Below are 12,427 nucleotides of genomic sequence, written 5' to 3' on the forward strand. Positions count from 1 at the left end.
CTATGATCACTCTTTACGGCATTAGCAATTGCGATACCATTAAAAAAGCCAAAAAATACCTTAGCGACAACAACATAGACTTTACCTTTCATGATTATCGAAAAGACGGCATAAACGAGCAGTTAGTAAGCGAATTCGCAGAGCATATTGATTGGGAGCAATTAGTTAATAAACGCGGTACAACCTATCGCGCGCTCTCTGATGAGCAAAAACAAAACCTAACTAAAGACACTGCTATTACATTACTTACAGAGCAGCCCGCTATGATCAAGCGCCCTGTGCTTGTTAATGACAATAGCTACCACTTAGGCTTTAAAGCTGCGCAATACGATGAGATATTTAAATAATGACAAATGATGTAATTGCACTTGCCCAAGCGCTTATTCAGCGCGAATCGGTCACCCCTGAGGACGCGGGTTGCCAGCCAATGATGAACGAGCGTTTAAAAGCTCTAGGCTTTAATATTGAGTCGTTATTTTTTACTGATACGCTCAACACTTGGGCCCGAAAAGGAAGTGAATCACCGCATTTTTGCTTTGCAGGCCATACCGATGTAGTCCCCACCGGCCCCGCATCAAACTGGCAGCACCCGCCTTTCTCAGGCTTAATTAAAGATGGTTTACTACATGGCCGAGGCGCAGCTGATATGAAGGGCTCTTTGGCGGCAATGCTTGTTGCGACTGAGCGTTTTGTAACTAAAAACCCAGATCATAAAGGCTCTATTTCATTTTTAATTACCTCTGATGAAGAAGGCCCCTTTATCAACGGCACAACCAAAGTAATAGATACACTTGAAGCACGCGGCGAAAAAATTGATATGTGCTTAGTGGGTGAGCCTTCATCGCGAGATATACTCGGTGATGTAGTAAAGAATGGCCGTCGAGGCTCCCTTACTGGCTTTTTAAAAGTAAAAGGTGTTCAAGGCCATGTAGCTTACCCACACTTAGCACAAAACCCAATTCATTTGGCTGCTCCCGCCATTACTGAACTTAGCCAGACAGTGTGGGACAACGGCAATGAATTTTTCCCTGCAACCAGCTTCCAAGTATCAAATATAAATGGTGGTACAGGTGCCGGTAATGTCATACCGGGCGAGCTTGAGGTGCAATTTAATTTTAGATTTAGTACCGAAGTAACTCATCAGCAATTACAAGAACGGGTCAATGCTATTTTACAAACGCATGCCTTAAACTACGAATTAAGCTGGATAGTAAACGGCTTGCCGTTTATAACAGAGCATGGTCCGTTAGTTGATGCCACCGTAAATGCGATTAAATCTGTCACGGGGTTAACCACCAACCTCGAAACCACTGGGGGTACATCAGATGGACGCTTTATAGCGCAAACAGGCGCCAAAGTGATTGAACTAGGCCCGCGCAATGCCACTATTCATAAAGTAGATGAATGTGTAAGCACCGATGATTTAATCGCCTTAGCCGATATTTACGAGCAAATTTTAGAGCAACTGTTAACCTAATGGCACTCGATACAAATACATTAGCAATGTGTATCACTGGACAAAGTGATACACACCTCACTGAGATTCAATCGCATCGGTTACATACTGATATTATTGATGACTTTTTAGCCCTGCAAAATGCCGCTACAAACGCTGGTTTTAAGCTCACCATTGCCTCAAGTTTTCGCGATTTCAATCGCCAAGCTATGATTTGGAATAACAAGTATTTAGGACTACGCCCTGTTTTTAATAAACAGCAGCAGGAAATTGATTTAAGCCAACTAAATGAGCTGGAAAAGTGCACGGCTATTATGCTCTATTCTGCTTTGCCAGGTGCTAGTCGGCATCATTTAGGCACTGACCTGGATGTGTATGATAGCGCCGCAATTGACGATGACTATAAGCTGCAACTTACCCCTAATGAATACCAACATGAAGGACCCTTTGCACCACTGAGCCAGTGGCTTGATAATAATTTAGCAAAATATGGTTTTTATCGCCCCTACAAACAGGATTTAGGCGGTGTAGCACCTGAGCTTTGGCATATTAGCCATATTAAGCAATCTCAAGTGTTAGTAAGTGCATTGAGCGAAGCGATGCTTTACGAATGTATAAGCAACAGCGATTTAGAGGGTAAGTCAGCTATTTTAAATAATTTGCCCGCACTCTATAAACGCTTCATAACAAATGTAAGCCCACCTTAATAGGGCTTATTTTTTGTTTAAAATAAAGACCAAAACAGCACCTAAAATCAGCGAGCTTGCTATTAAAAACTCAAAAGTAAGTTGCTCAGATAAAAATATAACCCCAGCAAATGCTGCAAGTACAGGCACACATAACTGTACAACCGCCGCCTGTGTACTTTTAAGTAGTGGCATGGCCACATACCAAATGCTGTAACCTATGCCTGATGCAATAGCGCCCGAAGCGCAGGCTAGCAGCACGCCTTCTATACTCACTGTTTTTAAATAACTTATTGCTACAATTAATAAAACAGGAATAGCCACTAAACTTCTTATAAAATTAAAGGCGGTGGTACGCAAAGGAGATACACACGCTTTACCGCGTATACTGTAAACACCCCATGCAACGCCACTGAGCGCCATAAGCGATGCCCCTAACAAAGAAGGCACTGCGGCAGAGGGCAACATTAAATATATAAATCCAGCTAATGCGACAAAAAAAGCCCCCCACTGCAACTTACTCAGCTGCTCTTTTTTATATATGCCCCAACCAATCATGGTAAGTTGCACCGCCGAAAATAAAATGAGCGCACCGGTGCCCGTATCAAGCTCTATATAAGCAATAGAAAAACAAAGTGCATATATCAATAAACTAATACTGCTACGCCAACTTCCCGTATCGCTTAAAATAGCGTTATTAAGCATGCCCTTACGTTTTAGATTATACGTATATGCAGCCATAATTGCCCCTAAACAAATGGCTCCGCTCAGTAGTCTAATTAGAGTAAAATTCCACGCATCAATATACCCTTGCGCGAGCGCCATACGGCAAAGTAAAGAGTTTGCCGCAAAGGCAATTAATGCAACTAGGGTGTATAACGTGGCTTTCAAAATCGCTCCTTAGCTAAAACCTTACAATGAGATGCTTTAAATTGGCTTGCTTAGCCAGCTGTGTATTTAAGCAGCTGAGCCATTTAGCTGTAAAGCCGCATTATTGTATTTACTATACTTTTAATCGATTCTTTATAACTTTCTATACTGCCAAATTGCTGTAATTACACGCCTCTCCTCACATATTCACAGGCTATTCATGATGATTTGCCTACCTTAAATACACGCCCTACGCGTGCTGACCTTAGGGAGAATAGCTTTTAATCCTCACCGGTCTATATGCCCTAAAGTAGGCTACGCTTTTTTACACTATTTCACACAAATCTAAAACCAGAGTATGTTAATCTTTAAAACCTAACTATATAGGAGTGCTCAGTGCGCCAAAGTATAATTTTAAGTGTTTGTTTTATATTAAGTGGATGCAGCACCATAGGCTTTAATGATTTATTTAACGACTATGCAAGCCAAATGACGCCCGTAAGAAACGCAATTCAAAATAACAATATTGAACAGGCCAAATCACTTATTGCAAATAACAGTAAATTACACAGTAGCTATTTACTGAACCAATTAGAGCAAGCCCGTTTGAAAGACCTTGCTAACGAGCAAAGTGTTTCACAACAACAATTTGAAAATGTATACACCCAGGTACAAACAAAACGAGAAGCTGCCAAAATTCAACTAAGTGCTGGGCTTGAACAAAGTAATGCTTTATTTACTAACGATTCTGCCATTACTTATGTACCACCGGCATATGAAATGAGCATGCTACATAGCTACAAAGCGCTTAATTATGTATACAACAATGATTTAGAAAGCGCCTTGGTTGAGATACGCCGCGCTAACAAAGTACAAGTAGATGCACTTGCTGATAATCAAACACAAATAAACGACACAATAGAGCAAGCACAACAGCATTACCCAAGTATGAGTAATGTGACACGCGATATAAAAAATGGTTTTCAAAATGCTTTTACGTTTTATTTATCTGCACTGTTGTACCAACGTGATAAACAATATGATGACGCTTACATCGACTATAAAAAAGCATTAGAGATTCAACCTGATAATCACTACTTACAGCAAGATGTAATGCGATTAGCAAAAAAACAAGGTTTTAGCCAAGATTTAGAAGAGTTTGAACGCCGCTTTAGTCCATTACAACCCTTCCCCTCTGCACACGGTGAAGTGGTTATATTGGTTGAACAAGGCTTAGTGCCTAAACAAGATGAATTTAAACTACGCTTACCTATTTACACCTCAGGTGGCGATGCGCGTTTTTACAGTTTAGCCATGCCAGTTTATAAAGATAATGCGTTTGTACCTAATATTAATAGCGTAAATATAAATTCGCAAAATTTAGAACTTGACCCATTAGTGCATATAGAAGCATTAGCAGCTAAAACATTAGAGCAGCAAATACCGGCTCGTGTATCTAGGCAAGTATTGCGTTTGGTAGCCAAAGAAAAAGTGCGCGCAGAGCTTGCGCGTAGCACAGGCGATGTAGGCAATATTATTGCTAATATTTACAATTTGGCGTCTGAGCAGGCCGATACACGCAGCTGGCTTACTTTACCTAATCAAATAAGCGTGGCACGAAGCAGTTTAAATGCAGGGTCGCATTCACTTTTAATAGGCAACCATGCGCCTATTAATTTTACCGTTAGTAAGCAAGGGTTAACCTTAATTTACCTAACCTCTATTAATAACTACTTTAACTACCATGTGGTTCAACTTTAGGAGTCATCATGAAATATACTTTGCCATTAGTGGCCGCATTAATGCTTGGGGCATGTGCAAGCCAACCTGATACATCAGGTATTTCGGTTGAGCAAAGCAAAAATACATTTAACGAACAGTTACATGTTGATAATCCTGCTCTAGGTGAAAAGCTTGCCATTACCGATGTGAAAACACGCCAAACAAACCAGTTAACCGACGTGGTAGTAACACTAAGCAGCCAATATAAAAAATCGCAATATTTACAGTATCAGTTTAATTGGTACGACAAAGATGGTTTTGTAATTAAAGGAAACCACTCACCTTGGCAAGCCTTAACACTGTTTGGTTTTTCTAAAACACAATTAGCCGGCTTAGCGCCTACACCGGATGCGGTTACATTTTCGCTTGCTGTAAGAGAAGTGTCGACCGACGCACAAGAATTTAAAGAATAAGGGTTATAAAGATGATCACTACGCAATTTAAAACGTTATCAAGTTATGCTGCTATTGGCCTTAGCGCACTCATTTTAAGCGGTTGTGCTAATAAAGCCGTAGTCAGTTACGGTGATGCACAAGCTGTAGAAACCACCGATATAAACTTTGGCTCTACCGATTTGCAAAAAGTAGCCAGCCAAATGACCGACTCACTGCTTAGCTCGCCCGTTGTTGGCACAATGACACAAAATAAACGCCCAGTGGTGTTTGTTGAGCGCATTAAAAATAAAACTAGCGAACACATAGATACCGAATCTATCACCGACTCAATCTCAACGCAGTTATTACGCAGCGGTAAATTTCGTTTTGTTGACATGACCCGCGTTGAATCAGTACGTGAGCAGCTTAACTTTCAAAATGAAGATGCGCTCGTAAACCCAGCCACAGCTGTAGCCTTTGGAAAACAAATTGGTGCGCAATACATGCTATATGGCAACCTTTCGAGCATTGTTAAGTCAAATGCCGATAAATCTGATGTGTATTACAAATTTACAATGCGCTTAATGGATATGGAAAGTGGCCTAGTAGAGTGGGCAGACGAAACTGAAATTCGTAAAACGAAAGAAAAATCGACATTTGGTTGGTAATAACCCCCACGCAAAGGCTAAATATTGCCTTTGCGTAGCACCAACAGGAGACATCTATGAAAGCCTTAACCATAGCAATGTGTGCATTGCTCACACTCAGTGCACCCAGTTTTGCAAACTATGAGCGAAACAAAGCCGTGCCCGTGCAGCAAGTGTTATTTGGTGATGTAAAATCTGTTCGCAAAATAACTGAGCAAGAACTCGTCCAAGATAAGAACAGTGGTTGGAAAACCTTTGGCGGTGCCCTACTTGGCGGTGTTGTAGGTAATCAGTTTGGTGGTGGAAGCGGGCGAACGGTCGCCACTATTTTGGGTTCTGTAATTGGTGGTAGTGTTGCCCATAATAATCAGCAAAACAGTTATTATAAACAAACGCACCTAGTCGAATTACTGATTCAAGTAGAAAACGGCGACCAATACATGGTGGTACAAGACCAAGATCAGTCAATGCGCTTTAGTAAAGGTGATAACGTACGCCTTGTTTATTTAAGTGATAATACTGTAAGAGTAGACCGCGCTTACTAACAAACCGTACCAGCATTTTCACTTTAATAAAAAACGAGCTATTTAAGCTCGTTTTTTATTTTACAACGCGTTAGTTTGAATTAACTAAACTTGGCGATAGTCTTTAAAAAAGCGCTGCATTTTAAGCATGGCACTAGACAAATCATCCTTATTAGGTAAAAACACCAATCTAAAGTGATCAGGCTCAGGCCAGTTAAATGCTCGCCCATGTACGAGTAATATTTTTTCTGCTTTGAGTAAATCAAACATCATTTTTTCATCATCAGTGACATTAAAATGCGCTGTGTCTACTTTGGCAAACGCGTAAAGCGCCCCTTTTGGCTTTTTACAACTTATACCTTCAATCGCATTAAGCCCACGCCAAGCAATATCACGTTGAACATACAATCGCCCGCCTGGGTCTATTAAGCTGTCTATTGATTGTACGCCACCCAATGCTTGTTGAATTGCATATTGAGCTGGCACATTGGCACACAAGCGCATAGACGATAAAATATCTAGCCCTTTACTTAGATCTTCCATTGCTGAGGTGCGCCCACTTAGTACCATCCACCCCATGCGTATACCTGCCGCACGATAAGTTTTAGCTAACCCATTAAAGGTAATGATAGGTACGTCATCACACAGTGCACCAATAGAGGTATGGGTAATGCCATCATATAAAATCTTTTCGTAGATTTCATCGCTAAGCAATAACAGCTTATGCTCGCGTGCTACATTAATTAACTCTTTTAATAAATCGTCACTATAAACCGCGCCAGTAGGATTATTGGGATTAATTAGCACAAGTGCTTTGGTTTTTGACGTAATTTTGCTTTTTATATCTGCAATATCAGGAAACCAATCTTGTTCTTCATCGCACAAGTAATGAACAGGGTTGCCGCCCGCTAATTTAACTGACGCAGTCCACAGCGGGTAATCAGGTGCTGGAATAAGCACTTCGTCATCGTTATTTAATAGCGCTTGGGTGATCATTTGAATAAGTTCACTCACCCCATTACCAATATAAATATTATCAACATCAAGGTTATGTAAACCCCGTTGCTGATAATGCTGATAAACCGCTACACGAGCTGAGTATAAACCTTTAGAGTCGCAATAGCCCTGAGCCGAGTACAAATTACGAATAATATCGCGGTGCATGTCCTCTGGCATATCAAAACCAAATGCAGCAGGGTTACCAATATTAAGTTTTAGTACTTTCTGACCCTCGTCCTCCATTTTTTTGGCTTGCGCTAAAACCGGCCCACGAATGTCATAGCATACACCTTCTAATTTGTGACTCTTTTTAATATCTGACATTTTTACCTCTTTGCGGCGAACTGGCTTTATAGTATAAAAATTAAACTTAGTAATGCGAGGGGTATAATCGTTAAAATTGTGGTATCAGCCCAAGGATGCTCCTTAGGCTATGCGATCTTTAATTTATTATCGAGAGGCCAAACACGCACTAAACGGTTCTAAGACTACCCTAGTAAAGGCGTAAAATGCTAGCGTAATTAGTTGCTTAGTACTGAAATAAATTCACGTTGGCAAATAATGCTAGTTAGCCTCTAGCCAAGCTCTTAACTGCGCTTGTGAACCACTTACTTGAGCTAACAAATCAGTAGATGCGTTAACTGCTTTTTCTACATTATCTTGATTTAAATTAAGCTCAACTTCTCGGGCCACCTCAGATAAACTCGTCGCACCAAACTGAGCTGCATTCGATTTTAAACTATGGGCGTGACGTATAGCCGCTTCTTTATCGTTACCAATAGTCGCTATTACTTCATTTGCAAGGCGCTCGAACTCACTACAGCAAAATTCAAGTGTATCTTTAAACTGCTCGCCCAGTAACGACTGCATACTTTGCAAGGCAGCGTCATCTATTTGTATTTCTGTCATATTTTAAGCCCTTTTTAACATTCCGTGTCATTTTATAATTAATAGTATTACTGTATATCTATGCGTAAAAAAATCCAACTTTATTGCTTTATAAATGTATAATTATCAGAATACTCTCACTATAAAAAGTTTAAGTAATGAGTCGCAAAATTTGTGAACGCTGTCAGTTCACGCCCTCAACCTGTATATGCAAGGCTGTTTCACGTATAAATAACAAAGTTAGAGTTATTATTCTACAACACCCAAGCGAAGAAAAAATAGCTAAAAACACTGCAAAATTAGTTAATTTAAGCCTTACTGGTTGCGAAATAGTCAAAGGTGAAAATAATAACGATTTTGCAATACTAAAAAGCCTACCTTTAGAATCTACAGTTTTACTTTACCCTAATGAGCAGGCTATAAATTTAGATGAGAAAGCTCGCAGCGCTGAGATAAACAATATCACTCATTTAATTGTGATAGACGGCACATGGAAAAAAGCCTATAAAATTTTACAGCTCACCCCATTGCTAAGTAAGTTCAAAACCGTGAGCTTTAAGCAGTTGCCGAAAAACCGTTATGCTATTCGAAAAGCCCCCAGAGCTGATAGTCTCTCTACACTTGAGGCCGTTGCACATAGTTTGTCTTTATTAGAGCAGCTAGACCCTGCTCCACTTTATAATTTATTAGACGAATTAATAAAAAAACAAACCCAACACATGCCTGAACACGTAAAAGCCCGATACTTAAATTAACCACACTTAAATTATAATGCGTAGTTACCCAAACAGACTAAAACGAGGCTTTACTCGCCAAGGCCCCGATTACCGCTTTGACGACCAAGTCGACTTTAGCGATATTAGAGACACCTTTGGTTTTAGGTCTATGGTGATCGGTAAATGGGTAACCAAAGAAGAGCGTTTTATTAGTGCAAACTTAATTTACGATGCCCTCGCCGACCTTGCTCAAATACTGCATTTACCGCCCAAAGCCATTGGCCTGCGCGGCAAACTAAATTTTGCCTTTGGGCACGGTGGACAAAAAGGTGTGCAAGCGCATTATAACGCAGCCTCACAAACCCTTGCGCTTGCTAAAAACGCGGGCGGTGGCGCACTTGCTCACGAGTGGTTTCATGCATTTGACCACCATATAAGCGAGCATTTATTTGCAGCTAAACCTCGCTTTGGATTTGCATCAAAATTATGGCTTTCAAATACACCTAACTTAGCTCACCCTCTAAATAAAGCGCTAAACGATTTTTACAAAGAAGTATTTTTAGATTGTCATGGAGAAGATGCAAATGAATTTGTACAAACATGCATTAAACACGACCAAGCGCATAACATGAACTACATGAGCATGCCTGAGGAGTTAGCAGCACGCTGCTTTGAAGCCTGCATAGATGCCCACAGCACTATTCAAAATAGCTTTTTAGTCAGTGGCTTAAAAAGCAGTAATTTAATATATCCAAGTGCTGAACATGTTAATAAAGCAAATAAAGCGCTTAACCATTATTTTGAACTACTAGGTTATGCACTTCATCAATTTCAATAAGTCACAAGCTACCTTGTAAATTTTATTTACGTGAAAAATCTTATATTTAAACTATCCTATCCTAAAGAATAAATAGTTTAAATAAGTAGCATTTAAATGGTAAATACTGATCCTACATATAAAAAGCGCAGTGCTATCTCTTTTGTTTATATTGTTCCTTTAACTGTTATAGCGATTTTATCTATTTGTATACACTTTATGCTTGAAGAAGTCATTGAAGCGCAATCCGATACGGGGAAAATAGTTAATGTAAGTGGCCAACAAAGAATGCTCTCACAACGGGTAAGCATGTTTACATTAGAGTATTTAATGTATGGCTCGCAGGATTCAAAATTACTGGCCATTAATGCTTTAAACTCTTTAAAAAATAATCATAAGTACTTATTGAGTGAGCACTACGGGGCGCAAGTATTAGGTAACGAAAGCCCACTATCAGACGAGCTATTAGCAATGTATTTTAAAGAGCCAATTAATGTTGATAAAAAATTAAGGATGTTTTCAGATAGAGTTGAAGAGGTACTGAAAATAAAAACACAAACACTTAATTTAGATACAGCTCAAGAAAGCTTTTTTTCTTTAGCAAAAGAGCCGCTTTTAAAAGCATTTAATGCGGTGGTTATACAGTACGAAAAAGAAAGTGTTGATCGAATTAAAAAACTACATACTATTCAAGGTATTGTAATTATTGTAATTTTACTATCTATTGTAGTAGAGCTTTTACTCGTTTATAAAGCCAGAAATAAAAAACAGATTTAATATTAGTTCGCTCAGTTAAGTAATTAAGCGTTTAAACTAGCTAACAACACGGCCATTTAAACGCTTAAAAACTTTATATTGTTATAAGTTATCATCACTAATGCGGCTTGCTACTGCACTGCTTTGATCTTTATATTTTGCATCTTTACGGATGTTGTATGGCTTTTCGCACGGGCCTGAAAGCATTTCAAAACTCATTGCACCAATTTTCATCATTGGGCGCAGCGCTAGTGGTAACTTACCTGAGTTATAAAATTCTAAAACAATATTGCCACTCCAACCTGGGTCGATTCTGTGTGCTGTTACATGCACCATTAAACCTAAGCGGGCAAGCGATGAACGCCCATCTAACCAACCGACTATATCAGCAGGTAATGTTACTTTTTCATGGGTAATGGCCAGCGCAAGCTCGCCTGGGTGTAAAAAGAAAGCTTCCCCATCAGCAAGCTCAATCTCTTCACTCATTATTGATTCCATAGCTTTATTAAGCTGATCTTTAGGGCCACTTAAATCTACGTACGCTGCATTGTGTGCGTTAAAAGTTCTAAATTTATTCCCTAGGCGCAAGTCTGCTGTTACGCCCGAAATCATCTCGCTCGTTGGCGCAGGCTCAATAACAATACGGCCGTCATTTAGGTATTCTTTTATATGTGTGTCTGAAAGTCTCATTTTTAATCTTCTGTAATCACAATTTCAACACTGCTTTGGTGTTGCTGATAAAAAAGCGTGCTGGCAATCAGTCTTGCCGCAGCACTGTATGTGTCGCTAATAGCTGCGCTAGTATCGCTGGCAATAAGTTTACCCTGTTCTGAATATTCACGAATATCTATAGCAAGTGGAATATGGCTTAACACCGGTACGCCGTGTTTATGGGCCAGTTTTTCTGCGCCATCTTTACCAAACACATGGTTTGCTTCACCACAATGAGTACAAATGTAATGGCTCATATTTTCAATTAAACCAAGCACAGGTACGTTTACTTTATTAAACATAGCAATGCCCTTTTGCGCATCGGCTAAAGCTAAATCTTGTGGCGTAGTCACAATAACCGTACCACTGGCTGGTACTTTTTGGCTCATAGTTAGCTGTATATCACCGGTACCTGGCGGCATATCAACAATCAGATAATCAAGTTCACCCCAATCTGTTTCGTTTAACAATTGGTTAAGCGCTCCAGATGCCATGGGGCCTCGCCACACTGTTGCGTCATCACTTGGCACTAAAAAGCCGATTGACTGGGCTTTGATCCCATTAGCGTTAAACGGCTGTAATAGTTTGTTATCTTTAGTTTGTGGCTCTGCGCCTACAAGCCCCAATAACATAGGAATAGATGGTCCATAAATATCGGCATCTAAAATCCCTACTTTAGCGCCTTCATTTTTAAGCGCACCCGCTAAATTTACCGCGGTAGTTGATTTACCCACACCGCCTTTACCCGAGGCAACCAGCACAATATGTTTAATGGCTTTAAATTTTGCAGGTTCATTTATGATAACCGAAGAGTCTATGGTTACTGGTGTTTTTATACTTTCACTTACATGCTGCTCAACAAGTGGCATTTCTGATTGCGCTGCAAAAGGCAGTATCAGTTTTATACGTATTGATTTATCGTCATTTTGTGAAATGCTATCAATAAAGCTTTCATCAATACCCACGGCAAACGCCGCGCTACGATACGCCGCTAAAGCGGTAATAATCGGTTGTTTTTGAACCGATTTAGAGGAGAATAGTTTCGACAGTCCAAACATAGCAATTAAATAGCGTTTCTTTGATGAAAAGTGCCACAGAATTATGTAACATTCAGGGCATTAACACCAGTCAATTAACAAAAATCCATAAGCTAAGCGACCTATTAGTCCTAAGCTTATTGATAAATTAATGATAATCGCCT

15 protein-coding genes are annotated in these 12,427 nt (G+C 39.8%); 10 read left to right on the plus strand and 5 right to left on the minus strand.

All coding sequences use genetic code 11. The features are described from left to right. Window positions 1-2 precede the first annotated feature (2 nt). The 3 genes from AN393_RS08435 to AN393_RS08445 are packed head-to-tail and all read left to right on the plus strand — an operon-like array spanning window position 3 to window position 2,163. Window positions 3-347, plus strand: coding sequence for an ArsC family reductase (locus tag AN393_RS08435; RefSeq protein ID WP_055015014.1), 345 nt, complete (start codon window positions 3-5; stop codon window positions 345-347). Then, window positions 347-1,477: a succinyl-diaminopimelate desuccinylase gene (dapE, locus tag AN393_RS08440; protein WP_055015015.1), complete on the plus strand. Its 1,131-nt coding sequence runs from the start codon at window positions 347-349 to the stop codon at window positions 1,475-1,477. Before AN393_RS08435 ends, dapE begins: the two co-directional genes overlap by 1 nt. Further along, window positions 1,477-2,163, plus strand: a complete 687-nt coding sequence (locus AN393_RS08445; RefSeq protein ID WP_055017823.1) for a M15 family metallopeptidase — start codon at window positions 1,477-1,479, stop codon at window positions 2,161-2,163. Before dapE ends, AN393_RS08445 begins: the two co-directional genes overlap by 1 nt. Window positions 2,164-2,169: 6 nt before the next feature. Here the strand turns inward: AN393_RS08445 and AN393_RS08450 are convergent, their stop codons facing one another. Beyond that, a complete protein-coding gene (locus tag AN393_RS08450; RefSeq protein WP_055017824.1) occupies window positions 2,170-3,033 on the minus strand; it encodes a DMT family transporter in 864 nt (287 codons plus the stop codon). Window positions 3,034-3,408: 375 nt separating this feature from the next. Here AN393_RS08450 and AN393_RS08455 point away from each other — a divergent pair, with 375 nt between their 5' ends. The 4 genes from AN393_RS08455 to AN393_RS08470 are packed head-to-tail and all read left to right on the plus strand — an operon-like array spanning window position 3,409 to window position 6,360. Beyond that, the gene (locus tag AN393_RS08455) at window positions 3,409-4,773 is read left to right on the plus strand and encodes a COG3014 family protein (protein WP_055017825.1); all 1,365 of its coding nucleotides are present in this window, start codon (window positions 3,409-3,411) and stop codon (window positions 4,771-4,773) included. 8 nt (window positions 4,774-4,781) lie between these two features. Next, a complete protein-coding gene (locus AN393_RS08460; protein WP_055015019.1) occupies window positions 4,782-5,207 on the plus strand; it encodes a YcfL family protein in 426 nt (141 codons plus the stop codon). An 11-nt stretch (window positions 5,208-5,218) separates the two neighbouring features. After that, on the plus strand, window positions 5,219-5,836 hold the full coding sequence (gene lpoB, locus AN393_RS08465) for a penicillin-binding protein activator LpoB (protein ID WP_055015020.1): 618 nt from the start codon (window positions 5,219-5,221) through the stop codon (window positions 5,834-5,836). 56 nt (window positions 5,837-5,892) lie between these two features. Further along, window positions 5,893-6,360, plus strand: a complete 468-nt coding sequence (locus AN393_RS08470; RefSeq protein ID WP_055017826.1) for a glycine zipper 2TM domain-containing protein — start codon at window positions 5,893-5,895, stop codon at window positions 6,358-6,360. Between the two features lie 84 nt (window positions 6,361-6,444). On the opposite strand, the gene AN393_RS08475 is transcribed toward AN393_RS08470, so the two are convergent. Both AN393_RS08475 and AN393_RS08480 read right to left on the minus strand, forming a co-directional pair. After that, the gene (locus tag AN393_RS08475; protein ID WP_055015022.1) at window positions 6,445-7,662 is read right to left on the minus strand and encodes a pyridoxal phosphate-dependent aminotransferase; all 1,218 of its coding nucleotides are present in this window, start codon (window positions 7,660-7,662) and stop codon (window positions 6,445-6,447) included. Window positions 7,663-7,902: 240 nt separating this feature from the next. After that, window positions 7,903-8,247 (minus strand): Hpt domain-containing protein, encoded by a 345-nt coding sequence (locus AN393_RS08480; protein ID WP_055015023.1) that lies wholly within the window; start codon window positions 8,245-8,247, stop codon window positions 7,903-7,905. Window positions 8,248-8,384: 137 nt separating this feature from the next. On the opposite strand from AN393_RS08480, the gene AN393_RS08485 reads away from it, so the two are divergent. The 3 genes from AN393_RS08485 to AN393_RS08495 all read left to right on the plus strand — a co-directional run bounded on the left by AN393_RS08485 (window position 8,385) and on the right by AN393_RS08495 (window position 10,536). Beyond that, window positions 8,385-8,981: a tRNA-uridine aminocarboxypropyltransferase gene (locus AN393_RS08485; RefSeq protein ID WP_055015024.1), complete on the plus strand. Its 597-nt coding sequence runs from the start codon at window positions 8,385-8,387 to the stop codon at window positions 8,979-8,981. Window positions 8,982-8,997: 16 nt separating this feature from the next. Further along, window positions 8,998-9,780, plus strand: a complete 783-nt coding sequence (locus tag AN393_RS08490; protein WP_055015025.1) for a CLCA_X family protein — start codon at window positions 8,998-9,000, stop codon at window positions 9,778-9,780. A 96-nt stretch (window positions 9,781-9,876) separates the two neighbouring features. Further along, a complete protein-coding gene (locus AN393_RS08495) occupies window positions 9,877-10,536 on the plus strand; it encodes a type IV pili methyl-accepting chemotaxis transducer N-terminal domain-containing protein (protein ID WP_055015026.1) in 660 nt (219 codons plus the stop codon). Window positions 10,537-10,617: 81 nt separating this feature from the next. On the opposite strand, the gene dcd is transcribed toward AN393_RS08495, so the two are convergent. Both dcd and apbC read right to left on the minus strand, forming a co-directional pair. Then, the gene (gene dcd, locus AN393_RS08500; protein ID WP_055015027.1) at window positions 10,618-11,205 is read right to left on the minus strand and encodes a dCTP deaminase; all 588 of its coding nucleotides are present in this window, start codon (window positions 11,203-11,205) and stop codon (window positions 10,618-10,620) included. A gap of 2 nt (window positions 11,206-11,207) precedes the next feature. Beyond that, the gene (gene apbC / locus AN393_RS08505; RefSeq protein ID WP_055015028.1) at window positions 11,208-12,284 is read right to left on the minus strand and encodes an iron-sulfur cluster carrier protein ApbC; all 1,077 of its coding nucleotides are present in this window, start codon (window positions 12,282-12,284) and stop codon (window positions 11,208-11,210) included. Window positions 12,285-12,427: the final 143 nt, after the last annotated feature.

It is taken from the genome of Pseudoalteromonas sp. P1-25 (genome assembly GCF_001401805.1).
In the GTDB taxonomy this organism is placed as follows: domain Bacteria; phylum Pseudomonadota; class Gammaproteobacteria; order Enterobacterales; family Alteromonadaceae; genus Pseudoalteromonas.